Source organism: Streptomyces longwoodensis, from assembly GCF_001514125.1.
GTDB classification, from domain to species: Bacteria; Actinomycetota; Actinomycetes; order Streptomycetales; family Streptomycetaceae; genus Streptomyces; species Streptomyces longwoodensis.
In genome coordinates this window covers 280,316-299,265 of the sequence record NZ_KQ948551.1, presented here as the reverse complement: position 1 = coordinate 299,265, position 18,950 = coordinate 280,316, and the positions used below count along the sequence as shown (strand labels likewise).

Annotated in this window: 17 protein-coding genes; 13 read left to right on the top strand and 4 right to left on the bottom strand. The window is 73.8% G+C overall.

All coding sequences use genetic code 11. The features are described 5' to 3' along the window. Positions 1-131 precede the first annotated feature (131 nt). The 3 genes from aceE (at position 132) to AQJ30_RS10350 (ending at position 4,509) form a co-directional block, all read left to right on the top strand. A complete protein-coding gene (gene aceE, locus AQJ30_RS10360) occupies positions 132-2,834 on the top strand; it encodes a pyruvate dehydrogenase (acetyl-transferring), homodimeric type (RefSeq protein WP_067231617.1) in 2,703 nt (900 codons plus the stop codon). Positions 2,835-2,936: 102 nt separating this feature from the next. After that, positions 2,937-3,911 (top strand): helix-turn-helix transcriptional regulator, encoded by a 975-nt coding sequence (locus AQJ30_RS10355; protein WP_067231615.1) that lies wholly within the window; start codon positions 2,937-2,939, stop codon positions 3,909-3,911. 79 nt (positions 3,912-3,990) lie between these two features. Continuing rightward, positions 3,991-4,509, top strand: coding sequence for a DUF4240 domain-containing protein (locus AQJ30_RS10350; RefSeq protein ID WP_067232632.1), 519 nt, complete (start codon positions 3,991-3,993; stop codon positions 4,507-4,509). Positions 4,510-4,516: 7 nt separating this feature from the next. Here the strand turns inward: AQJ30_RS10350 and AQJ30_RS10345 are convergent, their stop codons facing one another. Further along, positions 4,517-5,392 carry a peptidoglycan recognition protein family protein gene (locus tag AQJ30_RS10345; RefSeq protein ID WP_079083961.1) on the bottom strand — a complete coding sequence of 292 codons (876 nt, stop codon included), beginning with the start codon at positions 5,390-5,392 and terminating at the stop codon, positions 4,517-4,519. Between the two features lie 184 nt (positions 5,393-5,576). Between AQJ30_RS10345 and AQJ30_RS10340 the strand changes: the two genes are divergently transcribed. After that, positions 5,577-6,761, top strand: coding sequence for a MarP family serine protease (locus AQJ30_RS10340; RefSeq protein WP_067231609.1), 1,185 nt, complete (start codon positions 5,577-5,579; stop codon positions 6,759-6,761). A 40-nt stretch (positions 6,762-6,801) separates the two neighbouring features. Here the strand turns inward: AQJ30_RS10340 and AQJ30_RS10335 are convergent, their stop codons facing one another. After that, the gene (locus AQJ30_RS10335; RefSeq protein WP_067232629.1) at positions 6,802-7,299 is read right to left on the bottom strand and encodes a GNAT family N-acetyltransferase; all 498 of its coding nucleotides are present in this window, start codon (positions 7,297-7,299) and stop codon (positions 6,802-6,804) included. Between the two features lie 73 nt (positions 7,300-7,372). Between AQJ30_RS10335 and AQJ30_RS10330 the strand changes: the two genes are divergently transcribed. Together AQJ30_RS10330 and AQJ30_RS10325 are read left to right on the top strand one after the other, a co-directional pair. Next, entirely contained in the window at positions 7,373-8,266 is an 894-nt protein-coding gene (locus tag AQJ30_RS10330) for a TIGR01777 family oxidoreductase (RefSeq protein WP_425424136.1), read from the top strand. Between the two features lie 180 nt (positions 8,267-8,446). Beyond that, complete coding sequence (locus AQJ30_RS10325) at positions 8,447-9,895, top strand: NAD(P)/FAD-dependent oxidoreductase (protein ID WP_067231604.1); 1,449 nt, start codon at positions 8,447-8,449, stop codon at positions 9,893-9,895. 32 nt (positions 9,896-9,927) lie between these two features. Here the strand turns inward: AQJ30_RS10325 and AQJ30_RS10320 are convergent, their stop codons facing one another. Further along, a complete protein-coding gene (locus AQJ30_RS10320; protein WP_067231601.1) occupies positions 9,928-11,367 on the bottom strand; it encodes an NsdA family TPR-like regulatory protein in 1,440 nt (479 codons plus the stop codon). 266 nt (positions 11,368-11,633) lie between these two features. Between AQJ30_RS10320 and lipB the strand changes: the two genes are divergently transcribed. From lipB to AQJ30_RS10300, 4 genes are all read left to right on the top strand, one after another. Then, positions 11,634-12,431 (top strand): lipoyl(octanoyl) transferase LipB, encoded by a 798-nt coding sequence (gene lipB, locus AQJ30_RS10315; protein ID WP_067231598.1) that lies wholly within the window; start codon positions 11,634-11,636, stop codon positions 12,429-12,431. Between the two features lie 135 nt (positions 12,432-12,566). Next, positions 12,567-13,532, top strand: coding sequence for a lipoyl synthase (lipA, locus tag AQJ30_RS10310; RefSeq protein WP_067231596.1), 966 nt, complete (start codon positions 12,567-12,569; stop codon positions 13,530-13,532). Between the two features lie 270 nt (positions 13,533-13,802). Next, a complete protein-coding gene (locus AQJ30_RS10305) occupies positions 13,803-14,006 on the top strand; it encodes an SCO2195 family GlnR-regulated protein (RefSeq protein WP_067231594.1) in 204 nt (67 codons plus the stop codon). A 133-nt stretch (positions 14,007-14,139) separates the two neighbouring features. Continuing rightward, positions 14,140-14,841: a DUF4191 domain-containing protein gene (locus AQJ30_RS10300; RefSeq protein WP_067231591.1), complete on the top strand. Its 702-nt coding sequence runs from the start codon at positions 14,140-14,142 to the stop codon at positions 14,839-14,841. Positions 14,842-15,097: 256 nt separating this feature from the next. On the opposite strand, the gene AQJ30_RS10295 is transcribed toward AQJ30_RS10300, so the two are convergent. Next, the gene (locus AQJ30_RS10295; RefSeq protein WP_067231588.1) at positions 15,098-15,565 is read right to left on the bottom strand and encodes an RDD family protein; all 468 of its coding nucleotides are present in this window, start codon (positions 15,563-15,565) and stop codon (positions 15,098-15,100) included. Positions 15,566-15,772: 207 nt separating this feature from the next. Between AQJ30_RS10295 and glnA the strand changes: the two genes are divergently transcribed. The 3 genes from glnA to AQJ30_RS10280 all read left to right on the top strand — a co-directional run bounded on the left by glnA (position 15,773) and on the right by AQJ30_RS10280 (position 18,906). Beyond that, a complete protein-coding gene (gene glnA, locus AQJ30_RS10290) occupies positions 15,773-17,182 on the top strand; it encodes a type I glutamate--ammonia ligase (protein WP_067231585.1) in 1,410 nt (469 codons plus the stop codon). 132 nt (positions 17,183-17,314) lie between these two features. Next, positions 17,315-17,572, top strand: a complete 258-nt coding sequence (locus tag AQJ30_RS10285) for an SCO2583/SCO2584 N-terminal domain-containing protein (protein WP_067231583.1) — start codon at positions 17,315-17,317, stop codon at positions 17,570-17,572. Positions 17,573-17,580: 8 nt separating this feature from the next. Then, positions 17,581-18,906, top strand: coding sequence for a hypothetical protein (locus AQJ30_RS10280; protein ID WP_107119545.1), 1,326 nt, complete (start codon positions 17,581-17,583; stop codon positions 18,904-18,906). Positions 18,907-18,950 lie beyond the last annotated feature (44 nt).

Here is an 18,950-nt window from a genome sequence, read left to right as displayed (position 1 = left end):
GATCATCGATCAGGGAGTTACAGTCGCCGACGGGCTTCCACCGAAGCTCCAGCCCTGTCCTGCCAAAGACCAAGGGCACCCCCGAACCCTTAACGATGAGGGAACCCCCTTCGACTGAGGAAGGCGGCGACATGACCGACCCCAACGCCATCCAGCCGAGCGAGCTCGACCAGCTCCCGGACCGCGACCCCGAGGAGACCGCCGAGTGGCAGGCCTCGCTGGACGCGGTCGCCAAGGCGGCCGGCCCGCACCGTGCCGCGTACCTGATGCGCCGCACGCTGGAGCGCGCGGAGGGCACCGGCGTCGCGCTGCCCAAGCTCCTCGAGACGGACTACGTCAACACCATCCCCACCCCCGCCGAGCCGGCCGTTCCCGGTGACGAGGCCCTGGAGGCCCGCATCACCGCGTGGAACCGCTGGAACGCGGCCGCGATGGTGACCCGCGGCGCCAAGCACGGCGTCGGCGGCCACATCGCCACCTTCGCCTCGGCGGCCTGGCTGTACGAGACCGGCTTCAACCACTTCTTCCAGGGCAAGGAGGGGAACGGCTCCGGCGACCAGCTCTACATCCAGGGCCACGCCTCCCCCGGCATCTACGCCCGCGCCTTCCTCGACGGCCGCCTCACCGAGCAGCACCTGGACAACTTCCGCCAGGAGTCCGGCGGCAACGGCCTGCCGTCCTACCCGCACCCGCGCCGGCTGCCCTGGCTGTGGGAGTTCCCGACGGTGTCCATGGGCCTCGGCCCGCTGTCGGCGATCTACCAGGCCCGCTTCAACCGGTACCTGACGGCCCGCGGCATCAAGGACGTCTCCTCGTCCCACGTCTGGGCGTTCCTCGGGGACGGCGAGATGGACGAGCCGGAGTCGACCGCCGCGCTCGCCCTGGCCGCCCGCGAGGGCCTGGACAACCTGACCTTCGTCATCAACTGCAACCTGCAGCGCCTCGACGGTCCGGTCCGCGCCAACTTCAAGATCGTGCAGGAGCTGGAGGCCCAGTTCCGCGGCGCCGGCTGGAACGTCGTCAAGACGCTCTGGGGCACCGCCTGGGACGAGCTGTTCGCCCTGGACACCACCGGCGCGCTCGTCCGCCGGCTGCGCGAGGTGCCCGACGCGCAGGTGCAGACGTACCAGACGCGCGACGCGGCCTACATCCGCGAGGACTTCTTCGGCAAGGACCCGGCGCTCGCCGAGATGGCGAAGCTGCTGGGCGACGACAAGATCCTCGAGTGCTTCCACCTCTCCCGCGGCGGCCACGAGTCCCGCAAGGTCTACGCCGCCTACCGCGCCGCGCTCGCCCACAAGGGCGCGCCGACCGTGGTCCTGGCCCAGACCGTCAAGGGCCACACCCTCGGTGAGGGCTTCGCGTCGAAGAACGCCAACCACCAGATGAAGAAGCTGTCGGTGGACGAGTTCAAGGCGATGCGCGACCGCCTGGAGCTGCCGATCAAGGACAGCGACTTCGTCGACGGCGTGGTCCCCTACGGCCACCCCGGCGCCGACTCCCCCGAGGTCCGCTACCTCCAGGAGCGCCGCGCGGCCCTCGGCGGCCCGGCCCCGGCCCGCCGCGTGCACCCGGTCCCGGCGCTGCCCGCCCCCGCGGAGAAGGCGTTCGCCTCCTTCGACAAGGGCTCCGGCTCCCAGAACGTGGCCACCACCATGGCCTTCGTCCGCCTGGTCAAGGACCTGGTCCGGGACAAGGAGACCGGCAGGCGCTGGGTGCCGATCGTCCCCGACGAGGCGCGCACCTTCGGCATGGAGTCGCTGTTCCCGTCGCTCGGCATCTACTCGCCCAAGGGCCAGACGTACGAGCCGGTCGACCGCGACCAGCTGATGTACTACAAGGAGGCCGAGAACGGCCAGATCCTCAACGAGGGGATCACCGAGGCCGGTTCGATGGCCGACTTCATCGCCGCGTCGACGTCGTACGCGACGCACGGCGAGCCGATGGTCCCGTTCTACATCTTCTACTCGATGTTCGGCTGGCAGCGCACGGCCGACCAGATGTGGCAGCTCGGCGACCAGCTCGGCCGCGGCTTCCTGGTCGGCGCCACGGCCGGCCGCACCACGCTGACCGGCGAGGGCCTGCAGCACGCCGACGGCCACTCCCCCGTCATCGCCGCGACCAACCCGGCGGCCCTGACCTACGACCCGGCGTTCGCCTACGAGGTCGCGGCCATCGTCAAGGAGGGTCTGCGCCGGATGTACGGCGAGGCCGCCCCGGGCGAGGACCAGGACGTCTTCTACTACCTGACGGTCTACAACGAGCCGCTGCCGCAGCCGGCGAAGCCGGCCGTCGCCGGCATCGACGAGGGCATCGTCAAGGGCCTGTACCGCTTCAACACGGCGGAGTCCGCGGGCGTCACCGTCCCGGCCAACGCCCCGCGCATCCAGCTGCTGGGCTCCGGCACGGCGATCCACTGGGCGCTGAAGGCGCAGCGGCTGCTGGCCGACGAGTGGGGCGTGGCGGCCGACGTGTGGTCCGCGACCTCCTGGACGGAGCTGCGGCGCGACGCGCTGGAGGCGGACGCCGCCCTGCTGCGCGGCGAGGAGCGGGTGCCGTACGTCCGGCAGGCCCTGCACGGGGCCGAGGGCCCGGTGCTGGCGGTGTCCGACTACATGCGCCAGGTCCCGGACCAGATCGCGCAGTGGGTCGACCAGGACTGGTCCTCCCTGGGCGCGGACGGCTTCGGCCTCTCCGACACCCGCGAGGCGGCCCGCCGCCACTTCGGTGTCGACGCCGAATCCATCGTCGTGGCGGCCCTGGCGCAGCTGGCCCGCCGCGGCGAGGTCAAGGCCGCGGCGGTGAAGGAAGCCCGGGAGAAGTACGGCCTGTAGAACCTGGGGTCCCTGGGGTCCCTGGGGTCCCGGCAGAGACGAAGGGGTACGGCGTCACCGCCGTGCCCCTTCGCTGTCAGTGGGGCTGGGCATCATGGGCCCATGCGCGCTGCCCGGCTGATCAAGATGGTGCTGCTCCTGCAGTCACGGCCCTCCATGACCGCGGCCGAGCTGGCGCGGGAGCTGGAGGTGTCGGAGCGGACCGTGACCCGGGACGCGCAGGCGCTGTCCGAGGCGGGCGTGCCCGTGTACGCCGACCGGGGGCGGGTCGGCGGGTACCGGCTGGTCGGCGGGTACCGGACGCGGCTCACGGGGCTGGCGCGCGGCGAGGCCGAGGCGCTGTTCCTGAGCGGGGTGCCGGGGGCGCTGCGCGAGATGGGGCTGGAGGACGTGGCGTCGGCGGCCCGGCTGAAGGTGTCCGCGGCCCTGCTGCCCTCGCTGCGGGACGCGCCGCGCAGCGCGGCCCAGCGGTTCCACCTGGACGCGCCGGCCTGGTTCCGGGACCCGGAGACGCCCGCGCCGCTGCCCGTGGTCGCGCAGGCGGTCTGGGACGACCGGCGCCTGGGGGCCCGGTACCGGCGGGGTGCGGAGGAGGTCGAGCGGGAGCTGGAGCCGTACGGCCTCGTGCTGAAGGCGGGCGTCTGGTACCTGTGCGCCCGGGTCGTGGGCGCCGGTTCCTTCCGTACGTACCGCCTGGACCGGTTCGCCGCCGTGGCCGCCCGGGAGGAGCGGTTCGAGCGGGACGCCGCGTTCGACCTGCCGGCGTTCTGGGCCGGGCAGGCCGAGCGGTTCGGGCGGTCGATCCTGCGCGCCGAGGTCGTCGTCCGGCTGTCCCCGGCGGGCGTGCGCGCGCTGCCGTACGCCGTCGACCCGGCGGTCGCGCGCGAGGTGCTGGAGCGGGCGGAGCCGGCCGGCGCGGACGGCTGGACCGTCCTGACGCTGCCGGTGGAGTCCGAGGAGGTCGCCCATTCCCAGCTCGCCTCGCTGGGCCCGGAGGCGGAGGTCCTGGAGCCGGTGGCGCTGCGCGAGCGGTTCCGGGAGGACGCCCGGCGTCTCGCACAGGTGTACGGCCTCTGAAAGTCTTCACGCCCCGCCCACGGAATCCCCCGCACTCCGCGTGCGTCGGCCCCGCCCAGGCACGATGCTGGACCACGTGATGGACGAGACGCAGTTCTGGGAGCTGGTGGACACGGCCCGGGAGGCCGCCGAGGGCGATCCCGAGGAGCAGGCCGACCTGTTGGTGTCCCGGCTGCTCGACCTGGACCCGGACGCGGTGCTGGACTTCGCCCGTCACTTCGAGTCCCGCTACCACCGCGCCTACCGCTGGGACCTGTGGGGCGCCGCCTGGGTGCTGCTGGACGGGGCGAGCGACGACGCCTTCGACTTCTTCCGCTGCTGGCTGATCGGGCAGGGCCGGGAGGTCTTCGAGGGAGCGCTTCACGACCCCGACGCGCTCGCCGACCTGCTGGACGACTTCGACGAGGAGATCGACGGCGACGGCGAGGAGCTGGGCTACGCGGCGGACGAGGCGTACGAGCAGCTCACCGGGGCCGTGGCGCCCGACCTCGGCCTCCCGGCCCCGGCCGCCGAGCCGGAGGGCACCCCGATCGACTTCGAGGACGAACAGGCCCTCGCCGAGCGGTACCCGAAGCTGTGGTACCGCTTCCGCGAGTAGCCCGCCCCTACGGAGCGGCTGTCGGCGCGCGGCCCTGGAGGCGGGCGGCCTCGGCGCGGATCTCGGGCAGGAGGGCGGACAGGGCTGCGCCCGGGCAGGTGGTCTGGTAGCCCTCACGGTGGCCGGCGATGACGTGCAGCGTGGCGGTGGTGCCGGCGGGGTACCGGCTGAGGCTGTTGGTGGAGGTGAGGCGGACCGTGCCGCGCGGGTCGGCGCCGGACGGGCCGAGCTTCCACGCGGCCAGGGCCGCGATGGCCTCGGTCATGGCCCGCGGGACGGGCACCCCGGCGGTGAAGGTGCCGATCGCGGCGATGCCGGTGGTGCGGTGGTTGAAGCCCTGGGTGTGGGCACCGGTGACGGCGCGGTCGACCCCGCCGGCGCGGCCCTCGTAGACGGTGCCGCAGCGGTCGACGAGGAACTGGTAGCCGATGTCGTCCCAGTCGCGGGCGCCGGTCTGGCCGGTGTACAGGCCGCGGATCACGGCGGGCGTGTCGGCGCAGTCGTAGTCGTTGGGCGTGTCGGTGTGGTGGACGAACACGGCGACGACCCGGTCGTCGTAGCGCGGGGGCGGCTGGGCGCGGCGGGTGCGCGCGTCGAGCCAGGCGCTGCGGGGCAGGATGCGGGGCCGCGGCGCGGTGTGCGGGACCGCCTTCGCGGCGGCCGGGTGGGCGCGGCGGGCGGCGGACGCGGAGCCGGCGGCGTCGTCGATCCCGCCCGCGCACAGCGGCAGCGCGAGCGCGGCGGCGAGTCCGGGCAGACAGCCCAGCAGGACCAGCGCCGGGCGCGGTGCCCGGGGGCCCGGCGGCCCGGGCCTGCGTATCCGCGCGGGGCGCCGTTCCCGGGGGCCCCGCCCGGTGCGGGAGGCCGGTCGGAAGGCACGCATGGTCCCACTCTGGGGGGATTCCGCGCCGTCCGCGATGTGTGGTGTGCCACCCGGTGGAACCATCGTCCCGGTCCGCGGCGTTTTCGGGTACACACACGCGTGACGGGCTCCGGACGGCACGCGGGCGTGCTGATCACCGGGCCCGTCCCCCGCGTATGAAGGGGTCCTAGAGAAAGGCGGCTCCGTGGACCTGCTCGACATCCTGCTGGTGCTGGTCGTCCTCGCCTACGCCGCGTCCGGTTACCGGCGCGGGCTGGTGGCCGGGTGCGTGTCGCTCGCCGGCTTCGTGGGCGGTGCGGTGGTCGGCGTGTGGGTGCTGCCGTGGGTGATGGACCTGGTGACGGCGGGCTCCACGGCGGCGACGGTGACCGCGGTGTTCACCGTGCTGGTGCCGGCGGTGGTGGGGCACGAGCTGGCGGGGCGCCTGGCGCTGCGGCTGCGCCGGGAGCTGGACCGCGGGCCGCTGCGGGTGGCCGACGGCGTCGGCGGCGCGGCGGCGAACGCGGTGGCGGTGCTGATCGTGGCGTGGGTGGCGGCGAGCGTGCTGGGCGCGTCCTCCTCGCCGGTGGTGACGTCGGCGATCCGGGACTCCCGGCTGCTGGGGACGGTGCAGGAGGCGATGCCGGACACCACCCCGGCGTGGTTCTCGCGGGCCACCTCCGCGCTCACCCAGGCGGGCTTCCCGCAGGTGTTCAACCCGTTCGAGAACGAGTCGACGGCCGAGGTCGCCCGGCCCACCGGGGACAGCGTCACGGCGAGCGCCACGAACGCCGCCCGGCTGAGCACCGTGAAGATCGAGGGCGCCTCGGGCGACCAGGGCCGCGAGGGCAGCGGGTTCGTGTACGCGCGCGAGCACGTGATGACCAACGCCCACGTGGTGGCGGGCATCGACCGGCCGACGGTGCAGATCGGCGGGGTCGGCCGGGCGTACCCGGCGCGGGTGGTGCTGTTCGACCCGCGCAAGGACGTCGCCGTGCTGTACGTGCCGGGCCTGCGCGCGCCCGTGCTGGGCTTCGACGACGAGGCCGGGCGCGGCGACCGGGCGGTGGTGGCCGGCTACCCGCAGGACGGCGGCCTGGACCTCCAGGCGGCGACGGTCGCCAACCGGGTGCGGGCGACCGGGCGGAACATCTACAACGACGCGGTCGTCACCCGCGAGATCTACTCGATCCGCTCCACGGTGCGCCCCGGCAACTCCGGCGGTCCGCTGCTGACCACCGACGGCCGGGTCTTCGGCGTGGTGTTCGCCCGCTCCACCTCGGACGCCGAGACGGGGTACGTGCTGACCGCCGACGAGGTGGCCGGCGACGCCCGGCGCGCGGCCTCGGCGACGGCCCCGGTGGACACCGGCCGCCTGATCGCCTCGTAGGCGCCCCGCGCCCCGCCCCGCCGGGTGGGCGGCCCGGCCGCTACAGGAACCGCCCCATGCACACGTCGTCGACGTACGCCCCGTCGAGCAGGAACTCCTCGGGCAGCACGCCCTCGACGACGAAGCCCTCGGCCTCGTACAGCGCGCGGGCGGGGGCGTTGTGGCCGAGGACGCGCAGGGTGAGGCGGCGGGCGCCGCGCCGGCGGGCCTCGTCGACGGCCGCCCGGATCAGCGCCCGGCCGACGCCCCGGCCGCGCGCCTCCTCGGCGACGGCGAGGCCCTGGATCTGGCGCACGTGCGCGTTGGCGGCGAGCGGGGTGGGGAAGCCGAGGCGGACGTAGCCCACCAGGCGGCCGTCGAGCTCGGCCACGAGGTGGTCCTCCGGCGCGTGCCGCTCGTCGAAGAAGGGCGGGTACGGCGGCTGCGGCCGGGGAGTCACGGCGTGCCGCGTCGACCAGACGCGGCGGTCCAGCTCCGCCAGGTACGCATCGTCGCCGGGGGCGGCGGTGCGGACGCGGAGGGCGTGCGATACGGGCATGGGGGCCACTGTAGGACGTGCGTCCGAACGTCGGGCAGGGGTTTTCGTGCGGCCCCGGGGCAGGATGGGACGCATGCGACGCATTGCGGTGGCCGGCGCTTCCGGCCTCATCGGCAACGCCCTGGTGCGGTCCCTGACGGCCGACGGGTTCGAGGTGCGCCGGCTGGTCCGGCGGGCCGCCCGGGACCCGCAGGAGGTCTGCTGGGACCCCGAACAGGAGTACGTGGACGCGGCCGGCCTCGCCGGGTGCGACGCGGTGGTCAACCTCGCGGGGGCCGGGGTCGGCGACCGGCGCTGGAGCGAGGCGTACAAGAAGCGCATCCACGACAGCCGGGTGCTGGGCACCCGGGCGCTGGCCCGTGCCGTCGCCGCCCTCGACGAGCGGCCGGGCGTGCTGGTGAACGGCAGCGCGATGGGCATCTACGGCGAGACCGGCGACCGGATCACCGACGAGGACGCGCCGCCGGGACGGGGGTTCCTGCCGGAGCTGTGCGTGGAGTGGGAGGCCGCGGCGGCGCCCGCCGAGGAGGCGGGGGTGCGGACGGTGTTCGCGCGCACCGGACTGGTCGTGGCCCGTCAGGGGGGCGCTTGGGGACGGCTGTTCCCGCTGTTCAAGGCCGGGCTCGGCGGGCGGATCGGCGACGGCCGGCAGTACTGGTCGTACATCGCGCTGCACGACGAGGTGGCCGCGATCCGGCACCTGCTCGACCGGGACGACCTGTCGGGGCCGTTCAACCTGACCGCGCCCGAGCCGCTGACGAACCGTGAGATCACCGCGGCGATGGGGCGGGTGCTGGGCCGGCCGACGGTGTTCGCGGTGCCGGCGCCGGTGTTGCGCACGGTGCTGGGCGAGATGGCCGGTGACGTGCTGGGCAGTGCGCGGGTGGTGCCCAGGAGGCTGCTGGAGTCGGGGTTCCGGTTCGCGTTCCCGGGGATCGACGACGCGATCCGGGCCGCGCTGGCCTGATCCCGCCGCCGCGGGGCCGACCGGCTCTGTCCGTATGCGACCGTCGTGCGACCGTGCTCTGCTCATGCGCGACTGTCCACGACCGGTTGCGGTCCTACTCTTCGACGCGAACTCGGGTATCCCGAACGGCCGTTGGGGGCATGACGTCCCCACCGGCCGCGCAACCTCGAGGAGGGGCACGTGCTTCAGCCCGCGTACCAGGCAGACGTCGTCGTGGTGGGAGCCGGGGTCGCCGGACTCTCCGCCGCCCATCGGCTGATCAGCGCAGGTGTAACGACCGCAGTCCTGGAGGCCGCCCCGTGCTTGGGCGGCCGCATGTCGACCGAGAAGGTCGACGGGTTCCGGCTCGACCGCATCGGACAGCTGCTGTCCACGGCGTATCCCGAACTGGCCCTGTCACCGGCGCTGTCCGCGCTGGCGCTGCGGTCCTTCCCCCCCGGTGTGCTGGTGCACAGCGACGGGCGCCACCACCGCGCCGGCGCGCAACCGGGCGCGGGGGGCGCACGGGGCGCACTCCACGCGGTGCGCGCCCTGGCGAGCGCACCCCGGCCGTCGGGACTCCCCCGGTCCGCCGGGCTGCCCCGGCCGCGCACCGGCCCACCGAGGTCGGCGGCCCCCTACGGCGGGTCCGGCGTCCCCGGGCCGGTGCCCGCGCCCAAGGCCCGGCCGGGCGCCCCGCTGGGCACCGCCGTGGACCAGGCCCGGCTCGCGGGCGCGCTGACCCGGCTCGCGACCACACCGGTGGAACGACTGCTGCGCCGCCCGGAGCTGCCGGCCGGCCAGGCCCTCGCGGCCCGCGGGCTGCCCGCCGGCACGATCGACGGGTTCCTGCGTCCGCTGCTCGCCGCGCTGCTGTGCGACCCGGAGCTGTCGACGTCCAGCCGGTGCGCGGACCTGGCGCTGCGGGCCTTCGCGGCGGGGCGGCTGTGCGTGCCGGAGGGCGGCGCCGACGTGCTGCCCGAGCTGCTCGCGCGGACGCTGCCGCCGGGCACCGTGCACACCGGGGTGCGCGTCACCTCGGTCGCCACGGACACCGTGACCACCGCCGAGCACGGGGAGTTCCGCTGCCGGGCGGTGCTGGTCGCCACCGACGCGGTGGCCGCGGCGGAGCTGCTGCCGGGGCTGCGGGTGCCGGACTTCCACCCGGTGACCGTCGTGCACCACACCACGGACGAGCCGCCGGCGACCGGCGGGTCGCTGCTCCTGGACGCCGACCGGGGCGGGCCGGTCGCGCACACGGCGGTGGTCAGCGAGGTCGACCCGAGCCGGGCCCCGGCGGGCCGCGCCCTGGTCTCGTCCACGGTGCTGGGCGCGCCCCCGGCCGACGTCGACACGGCGGTGCGCATCCACCTGGCCCGGCTGTACGGCGTCCCGACCGGCCGCTGGGAGACGCTCGCCGTGCACCACACCCCGCGGGCCGTCCCGGCGATGCGTCCCCCGCACGACCTGCGGCGTCCGGTACGGCTGCTGGCGGGCCTGTACGTGTGCGGCGACCACCGGGACACCAGCACCGTGCAGGGGGCGCTGCACTCGGCCCACCGGGCGGCGCGGGCGATCCTCGCCGACCTCGGCGCCGCGGGCTCCCTGCACCGCGCGGACCCGGTCCGCACGACGGCCAGGGCCGCCTGACACAGCCGCCTGACACACCTGCCCGGCCCGGGCTACCCGAGGGCCGCGGCGACCTTGTCGCGGTAGGTGCGGACGGCGGCCGCGTCCTTGTACGGCTCCAGCCGGCGTTCGAAGTCCCGGACGTACTCCACCGCCCGCACCGACCTCATCTCGGCCGCCTGGCCCGCCGCCTCGGCGGCGAGCCGGCAGGCCTGGTCCAGCTCGCCGAGGCCGAGGCGGGCGGAGGCGAGGACGATCCGGCAGAACAGCCGGGACCGGGCGTGCGCGGCGGGCCGCAGCTGCAGGGCGCGCTCGGCGTGCTGCGCGGCCGCGCGGTACTGCTGGAGGTCGCGGTGGCAGTGGCCGAACTCGTCGGCCAGCTGCGCCTCGTCGAAGAAGCGCGCCCAGTAGGGCACCTCGTCGCCCTGCTTGGCCGTCTCCAGGGCACGCTCGGCGCGCACCAGCGACGCGGTGCAGGCCCGGACCTCCCCGAGCACCCCGTGCCCGCGCGCCTCGACGGCGTGCAGCAGGGCCTGCACGGTGGGCGGCGCGTTGCTGCCCGCGCCCTGCTGCGCCACGCGCGCGAGCTGCACCGCCTCCCGGCCGTGCCCGAGGTACACCGCCTGGCGGCTCATGGTGATGAGCACGTACGCCCCGTAGGCCCGGTCCCCGGCCGCCTGGGAGAGCCGCAGGGCCTGCACGAAGTAGCGCTGGGCGAGCCCGTGCGCGGCGATGTCGTACGAGGTCCAGCCGGCGAGGCGGGTCAGGTCGGCGGCGGCGGCGAACAGGCGGCGGCCGGTCTGCTCGCCGTAGGTGCCGCGCAGCATCGGCTCGCACTCGTGCTCCAGGTAGCGCACGAGGGCCTGGCGGGCGTGCCCGCCGCCGTACCTGTCGTCGAGGCTGCGGAACAGCTCGCCCACCGAGCGCAGCGCGGCGATGTCGCCGCCGGTGACGCGCTGACCGGGGGCGCGTTCGGTCTGGGAGCGCTGGCGGGGCACCGTGGCCCGGCCCTGGGCGGGCACCCGCGGGGGCTGCTCGCCGCGGGCGACCCGCTCGTCGGGCTTGCCGATCAGCCAGTCCCGGCTGGGCACCACGAGCCCCGCCGGGGTGAAGGCGATCTTGCGCAGTTCGGCGTGGCTGCCGGAGTCCTTGCGCCACAGCCCGCTGACGATGTCGACCGCCTCCTCCGGGCTGCCGGCGAACTCCAGCCCGGCGTACACGGGCGCGCAGGCGTCCAGGCCGAGGTCCTGCGCGGTGAGCCGGCGGCCCAGGCGGCGGGTGAAGACCTCGGCGATGAGCGCCGGGGTGGTCCCGCGCGGCTGCTGCCCGCGCAGCCAGCGGGTGACGGAGGTCTTGTCGTATCTGAGATCCAGTCCGTGCTCCAGACCGAGCTGGTCGACGCGCCGGGCCAGACCCGCGTTGGAGAACCCCGCTTCTGCGATGAGCGCGGCGAGCTGGCGGTTGGGGGTGCGCTGCGCGGGTCGTTCCGTCATCTGCGGTGCGGTCTCCTGCCTTCCGCGCACCCGAAGTGCGTGGATTGCCTCTGAGCAGCCCTTTTTGGCCTGGTGAACGGCGCGAATGTAGCGGAGGGTGAGCAGCCGCTCGCACGTTCCGGCGGGCATTCATCCGATCGTGTGAGGATTGACCGCGGGGCTGACGCGCGACCGGCAGTCGTACAGTGGCGTTGGCGCGTTTCATGCCTTACGGCGTCGGCGCACACCGACGCCGCGTGCCGACGACTTCGAGGGAGGCGCTTGCCGTGAGTGAGTTGCGGTTCGTCCGCATGGGGTTCGGCGCGGACGCCGTCGAGTACCAGGCGGCCTGGGACGAGCAGCGCCGGGTGCACGCGGCCCGGTTCGCCGACGAGGTCCCGGACACCGTGCTGCTCCTGGAGCACCCGCCCGTCTACACGGCGGGCCGGCGCACCGCCGACAGCGAGCGGCCCCTGGACGGGACGCCGGTGATCGACGTGGACCGCGGCGGCAAGATCACCTGGCACGGACCGGGCCAGCTCGTCGGCTACCCCATCCAGAAGCTGCCCCGCCCGGTGGACGTCGTCGCACACGTGCGGCGCCTGGAGGAGGCGCTGATCCGCGTCTGCGCGGAGTTCGGCCTGGAGACCACCCGGGTCGAGGGCCGCAGCGGGGTGTGGGTGCTCGGCGACCCGGTCGAGCAGCGCCCCGCGCTCGGCGGCCTCTCCCTGGACTTCGACCCGCGGCTGCACGACGAGGAGTTCGACCCCCGGCTGAACGGCCCGGAGTACGCCCCGTCCAACGCCGGCCAGCGCCGCGAGGACCGCAAGATCGCCGCCATCGGCATCCGGGTCGCCAAGGGCGTGACCATGCACGGCTTCGCCCTCAACGTGAACCCCGACAACGCCTGGTTCGACCGCATCATCCCGTGCGGCATCCGGGACGCGGGCGTCACCTCCCTGGCCAACGAGCTGGGCCGGGACGTCACCCTCGACGAGGTGCTGCCGGTCGCCGAGCGGCACCTGCGGGACGTGCTGGAGAACGCGGAGCTCAGGCCCCGGGTGGTCGAGCGCGCGTCGGCCTGAGTCCCGGCCCGGGACCGCGCGGAATGCCCCCCGGTTCGACGAGGTTGGTCCCACCGGGGGGTCACAACACACGGGCGTACCCTGGTGTACGCCGAAGAATCGAAGTCTTCGTTCATCGATGAGCAGGGAGCCGACGTGTCCGCAGTCACACCCGACGGACGCAAGATGCTGCGCCTGGAGGTCCGCAACAGCCAGACCCCCATCGAGCGCAAGCCCGAGTGGATCAAGACCCGGGCGAAAATGGGTCCCGAGTACACGAAGATGCAGAACCTCGTGAAGAGCGAGGGCCTGCACACCGTCTGCCAGGAAGCCGGCTGCCCCAACATCTACGAGTGCTGGGAGGACCGGGAGGCGACCTTCCTCATCGGCGGCGACCAGTGCACCCGGCGCTGCGACTTCTGCCAGATCGACACGGGCAAGCCCGAGGCGCTGGACCGCGACGAGCCGCGCCGCGTCGGCGAGTCCGTGGTCACCATGGACCTGAACTACGCCACCATCACCGGCGTCGCCCGCGACGACCTGGAGGACGGCGGCGCCTGGCTGTACGCCGAGACGGTCCGCCAGATCCACGCGCAGACGGCGCAGCGCGAGGGCGGCCGCACCAAGGTCGAGCTCCTCGCGCCCGACTTCAACGCCGTCCCCGAGCAGCTCGAAGAGGTCTTCTCGGCCCGCCCCGAGGTCTTCGCGCACAACGTCGAGACGGTCCCGCGGATCTTCAAGCGGATCCGTCCGGGCTTCCGCTACGAGCGCTCCCTGAAGGTGATCACCGCAGCGCGCGACTTCGGCCTGGTGACCAAGTCGAACCTGATCCTCGGCATGGGCGAGACCCGCGAGGAGGTCGTGGAGGCGCTCCAGCAGCTGCACGACGCCGGCTGCGAGCTGGTCACCATCACCCAGTACCTGCGTCCCTCCGTGCGCCACCACCCGGTGGAGCGCTGGGTCAAGCCGCAGGAGTTCGTGGAGCTGAAGGAGGAGGCCGAGCGGATCGGCTTCTCCGGCGTGATGTCCGGGCCGCTGGTGCGTTCCTCGTACCGCGCGGGCCGGCTCTACCAGATGGCCATCGAGAAGCGCGGCGCCTTCGTGGCCGCCCAGGCCGTCTGACCACGGGCGACCCGACCCGGTCGGCCACGGGGCCGTCCGTGTGAACTCGCGCACAAGAAACTACTGTCCGGTAACGGCCGATTCGACGCGGTCCCGTCCGTCCTCGCAGATGAGGGCGTACGACGGGGCCGCGTCCGTCGTTCCGTGACGCATCTCAAGGTTTCATCGCCGTTTGACCGGTCGGTCACGCACTGGTAACACCAAACAGTGACCCTGGCATCACACCACGTAGGCCGTACCGCCCACGCCGCATACGAGGGGGATCCCCACATGCAGGCCGCGCCGCCCGTTCGCGCCACCGCCATCCCGTCCTTCACCGACGCCCTGCGCGCGGTCGAGTCGCTGCTCATGAGCGGCGGCCAGCGCACCGCCCGCCGCAACGCCTGGACCTCCGTGCTGGAGGACCGCCGCCGCGCCAAGGACCGCGTCGAGGCCCAGCGGGTCCTCGACCAGGCCGCTTCCCTCACCTCCTGAGCCACCCCCGGCCCCCGGCACTGCCGGGTTCCTGAGGCGCCCCGGCCGCGGAGGGCGCCGTTCCGCCGTCCTGCCGGGCACCGGCCGGGCACTGCCGTCGAAGGCACTCCCGGGGCCACGTAGACTTCGTGCCATGGCGAGGAAGGAAACCGCAGCGGACGCTGCGAACCCCGGGCGACTGAAGCAGATCGCCCTGACCTACAAGATGACCAGCAAGGTCGACAAGAAGATCGGTCTTGTACTCGCGGCTGTCGGGATCGTCACCTTCGGTGTCTTCCTCGCGATCGGCTTCCTGATCGGTCACCCCATCTATCTCGGCATCCTGGGCCTCCTGCTCGCCTTCCTCGCGACGGCGATCGTGTTCGGGCGCCGGGCCGAGCGGGCGGCCTTCGGGCAGATGGAGGGCCAGCCGGGCGCTGCAGCGGCCGTGCTGGACAACGTCGGCCGGGGCTGGACGACGACCCCCGCGGTGGCGATGAACCGCAGCCAGGACGTGGTGCACCGGGCCGTCGGCAAGGCCGGCATCGTCCTGGTCGCCGAGGGCAACCCGAACCGGGTGAAGGGCCTGCTGGCCGCCGAGAAGAAGAAGATGAACCGCATCGTCGCGGACGTCCCGGTGCACGACGTGATCGTCGGCACGGGCGAGGGCCAGGTCGAGCTGAAGAAGCTGCGCACCACCCTGCTGAAGTTCCCGCGCGTGCTCACCGGCCCGCAGGTCACCGCGACCAACGACCGGCTGCGGGCGCTCGGCGACCTGATGAGCAACATGCCGCTGCCCAAGGGCCCGATGCCCAAGGGCATGAAGCTGCCGCGGGGCGGCCCCAAGGGCCGCTGACACCGGCGACACGTACGAGGCGAGGGGCGCCCGGATCACTCCGGACGCCCCTCGCCGTACGTCTGTCCGCCCTCTGGAGGCTCTGGTGGATGCTCTAGGGGGTGTCTTGCCGATCAGGCCGGGCTCGCGGCGCCTGGCACCGCACCTCGCCGCGTTGTCGTCACTCGCCGATGCTCCGCATCGACTCCCTCCTCCGCCTTGCGATGCACGGCACCAGACGCCGCTCCCTGATCCGGCCTGATCGGCGAGACACCCCCTAGATGCGCACCTCGACCGTGCGGGCCAGGCGGTCGTGCAGGCCGCGGCCGTCGCGGTCCCAGATCAGCGCGGGGACGGCCAGGCACAGCAGGACGGTGCGCAGCAGGGCGCGCAGCGGGTTGACCGTGCCGGTGTCCAGGGCGAGGACCCGGATGCCAAACAGGCGCTTTCCAGGTGTGAAGCCCACCGTGCCGACCGTCAGGGCGCTCATCACGAAGAAGACGAGCAGCGCCCAGTTGCTGGTGGCGGGGGTGTAGCCGTCGGTGATGAGGCCGTATGCGATCAGGACGCACATCGCCCAGTCCACGGCCAGCGCGCCGAGGCGGCGCCCGGGGCGGGCGATCGAGCCCGGTCCCTCCTCCGGCAGACCCAGTTGCCGTCCCCGGTATCCGAAGTCGGCACCGGCGTCCTCCATGGCCGCGCGCGGCCCGGAGAGCCACGATCCCATTGCTCGCCTGTTGTCCACCCGACCACGGTACTGCGCCCGCGGGCTGCGGCTGCTACCCGGGGTGTCCGGGTACTAGGCTCGAACAAGGCCGGTTAACTTCAGCGAAACAAATGGGTCACGCACGAGAAATCACCCGTCCCTAGGGTCGGGGAAGCGTGTGCCACCCGCACTGGCCGCACGAACGATCTACCACCCCGGCAGGCGGTCGGGAGTAGGAGGAGCTGGATGTTCCAGAACGCCGACGAGGCCAAGAAGTTCATCGCGGACGAGGACGTCAAGTTCGTCGACGTCCGGTTCTGCGACCTGCCGGGCGTCATGCAGCACTTCACGGTGCCCGTCGAGGCGTTCGACCCGGACGAGGAGCTCGCCTTCGACGGATCGTCGATCCGTGGTTTCCAGGCGATCCACGAGTCCGACATGGCGCTGCGCGCGGACCTGTCGACCGCCCGGGTCGACTCGTTCCGCCGGGACAAGACGCTCAACATCAACTTCTTCATCCACGACCCGATCACGGGTGAGCAGTACTCCCGCGACCCGCGCAACGTGGCGAAGAAGGCGGAGGCGTACCTGGCGTCGACGGGCATCGCCGACACCGCGTACTTCGGCCCCGAGGCCGAGTTCTACGTGTTCGACAGCGTGCGCTTCGCCACCTCGGCGAACGAGTCGTTCTACCACATCGACTCCGAGGCCGGCGCCTGGAACACCGGTGCGGTGGAGAACAACCGCGGCTACAAGGTCCGCTACAAGGGCGGCTACTTCCCGGTGGCCCCGGTCGACCACTTCGCCGACCTGCGCGCCGAGATCTCCCTGGAGCTGGAGAAGTCCGGCCTGAAGGTCGAGCGCCAGCACCACGAGGTGGGCACCGCCGGCCAGGCGGAGATCAACTACAAGTTCAACACGCTGCTCGCCGCGGCCGACGACCTGCAGCTCTTCAAGTACATCGTGAAGAACGTGGCGTGGCGCAACGGCAAGACCGCGACCTTCATGCCGAAGCCGATCTTCGGTGACAACGGCTCGGGCATGCACGTGCACCAGTCGCTGTGGAGCAACGGCGACCCGCTGTTCTACGACGAGGCCGGCTACGCGGGCCTGTCGGACACCGCCCGCTACTACATCGGCGGCATCCTCAAGCACGCCCCGGCGCTGCTGGCCTTCACCAACCCGACGGTGAACTCCTACCACCGCCTGGTGCCGGGCTTCGAGGCGCCGATCAACCTGGTGTACTCGCAGCGCAACCGCTCCGCCGCGATGCGCATCCCGATCACCGGCTCCAACCCGAAGGCCAAGCGCGTCGAGTTCCGCGCGCCCGACTCCTCCGGCAACCCGTACCTGGCCTTCTCGGCGCTGCTGCTGGCCGGCCTGGACGGCGTCAAGAACAAGATCGAGCCGGCCGAGCCGATCGACAAGGACCTGTACGAGCTGGCTCCCGAGGAGCACGCGAACGTCGCCCAGGTCCCGACCTCCCTCGGCGCCGTCCTCGAGGCCCTCGAGGCCGACCACGAGTTCCTCCTCCAGGGCGACGTGTTCACGTCCGACCTGATCGAGACGTGGATCGACTTCAAGCGCACGAACGAGATCGCGCCGCTGCAGCTGCGTCCGCACCCGCACGAGTTCGAGCTCTACTTCGACGTGTGACCTGGCCCCGGGCCGGAGCGGGTTCCCGCTCCCCTGGGCCGTCCGACGCCCCCGTTCCTGTTCCGCAGGGCGGGGGCGCCGTCGTATCGTTCCTGCGCAGCTGTTCGACGAGGTGACGGGGGAGACACGGGGATGTCCGAACAGGACGACACCCAGCGGGAGTACGACCTGCGGTGGGCCGACGACGCCGAGCACAAGGAGCCCTCCGCGCGGGCTCGGATGCTCGCCGCCCGCTGGAAGAACGACCCGCCGCGGCCCCAGCCGTTCCGCGCCGACCCGGAGCCGAGGACGGCCCGGCGCTCGTCGTGGGCGTCGACCGCGATCGTGCTGGGCTGCGTGGTGGCGGTGATCCTGGTGCTGGGGTACGCGCGGTTCCAGGCGCCGTACTAGAGGTGCGCGTGGACGACGACCCGCGTGCGGGAGAGGCCGCCGCGGTGCGGCTCGCGCGGGGCGAGGCCGTGGAGAGCGTCCTGGACGCGGACGACCCCGCGGCGTGGCTCGCACTGGACGCGGGGGCGCGGCGCGGGACCTGGTGGCATGCCGGGGCGGTGCGGGCCGAGTGGGAGCACGTCGCCCCGCTGCCCGGTGATCCGGCCGGGCTCGACGCCTCGCGGTACGCGCTCGCCCTGTGCCACCGCGACGGGCGGCTGCGGGAGGCCGCCGTACGCGGGGTGGCCGACCGTCCCTCCCTCCTGCCGTTGCTCGTCGTGCGCGCCGCCGACTGGGTCGCGCCGGTGCGGCAGGCCGCGCGGCAGGTGCTGCGGGAACGCGTGGACGGGGACGCCGTCGGCGGGGACGGCCTGGAGACCGCCGTCGCGCTCGCGCCCGTGATCCTCCTCGTGGGCCGGCGGGAGCGCGGGGGCTTCGCCGTCGCGCTGCTGGACGAGGTGCTGAGCGACCCCTCCCGGGCGTGGCCGGCCGCGCTGCCGGCCCACGACGACCGGGCCGTGCGGCGTCACGTCCACCGGTTGGCGGTCGAGACGGGCCGCCTCTCCCCCGCCGAGCTGGCCCGTACCGCCGCCGGCGACGGGGACACGGTCGTCCAGTCGCTGTGCGCGGACGCCGCCCTGGCCGCCGTGCCCGAGGGCCGGCCCTGCGAGGAGGTCGTGGGTCCGCTGCTCCGGGCCCGCTCGCCGCGGGCCCGGTCCGCCGGAGTGACCGCGCTGCGGCGCACCGGGGAACCCGAGCGGGCGGTGCCGTTCCTGGCCGACCGGTCGGCGGTGGTGCGGGCCTGCGCCCGGTACGTCGTACGGCAGGCCGGGGACGATCCGGTGGCCTGGTACCGGGAGCGGTGCGCGCGGACCGGGGATCCGCTGCTGCCGCCGGGCGCGGTGATCGGGCTCGCGGAGTGCGGGGAGCGGACGGACGCCGGCACCCTGTGGGCGCTGCTCGGCCATCCTTCGGCCGCCGTCCGGGCCCGCGCCGTGGCCGGGCTGCGGTTGCTCGACGTCGTCGACGTACGACGGCTGCAGCCGCTGCTCGACGACCCGGCGCCCGGTGTCGTGCGCGAGACCGTGCTCGCCGTGGAGCCCTCGGCACAGCTGCTGTCCGAGGAGTGGCTGGGCGAACGGCTCGACGCCGGGCGGCCCCGGCACGTGCGCGTGGGCGCGCTGCGGCTGTCGTTCCGCCGGGGCGGGAGCGCGCGGGCCCGGGCGCAGCGGGTCGCGCGGGAGGATCCCGATCCGGTGGTGCGGGCCCGGGCGGCACGGGAGGCGGCACGCTGACGGGCCCGCCCTCCCGGGCCCGCGGCCCCTTCTCCCGTTCCTCG

What these genes read in the sequence shown, in the direction of transcription:
- aceE (WP_067231617.1), top strand. Translation starts at nt 132, where the DNA reads ATGACCGACCCCAACGCCATCCAGCCGAGCGAGCTCGACCAGCTCCCG.
- AQJ30_RS10355 (WP_067231615.1), top strand. Translation starts at nt 2,937, where the DNA reads ATGCGCGCTGCCCGGCTGATCAAGATGGTGCTGCTCCTGCAGTCACGG.
- AQJ30_RS10350 (WP_067232632.1), top strand. Translation starts at nt 3,991, where the DNA reads ATGGACGAGACGCAGTTCTGGGAGCTGGTGGACACGGCCCGGGAGGCC.
- AQJ30_RS10345 (WP_079083961.1), bottom strand. Translation starts at nt 5,392, where the DNA reads ATGCGTGCCTTCCGACCGGCCTCCCGCACCGGGCGGGGCCCCCGGGAA.
- AQJ30_RS10335 (WP_067232629.1), bottom strand. Translation starts at nt 7,299, where the DNA reads ATGCCCGTATCGCACGCCCTCCGCGTCCGCACCGCCGCCCCCGGCGAC.
- AQJ30_RS10330 (WP_425424136.1), top strand. Translation starts at nt 7,373, where the DNA reads ATGCGACGCATTGCGGTGGCCGGCGCTTCCGGCCTCATCGGCAACGCC.
- AQJ30_RS10320 (WP_067231601.1), bottom strand. Translation starts at nt 11,367, where the DNA reads ATGACGGAACGACCCGCGCAGCGCACCCCCAACCGCCAGCTCGCCGCG.
- AQJ30_RS10305 (WP_067231594.1), top strand. Translation starts at nt 13,803, where the DNA reads ATGCAGGCCGCGCCGCCCGTTCGCGCCACCGCCATCCCGTCCTTCACC.
- AQJ30_RS10300 (WP_067231591.1), top strand. Translation starts at nt 14,140, where the DNA reads ATGGCGAGGAAGGAAACCGCAGCGGACGCTGCGAACCCCGGGCGACTG.
- glnA (WP_067231585.1), top strand. Translation starts at nt 15,773, where the DNA reads ATGTTCCAGAACGCCGACGAGGCCAAGAAGTTCATCGCGGACGAGGAC.
- AQJ30_RS10285 (WP_067231583.1), top strand. Translation starts at nt 17,315, where the DNA reads ATGTCCGAACAGGACGACACCCAGCGGGAGTACGACCTGCGGTGGGCC.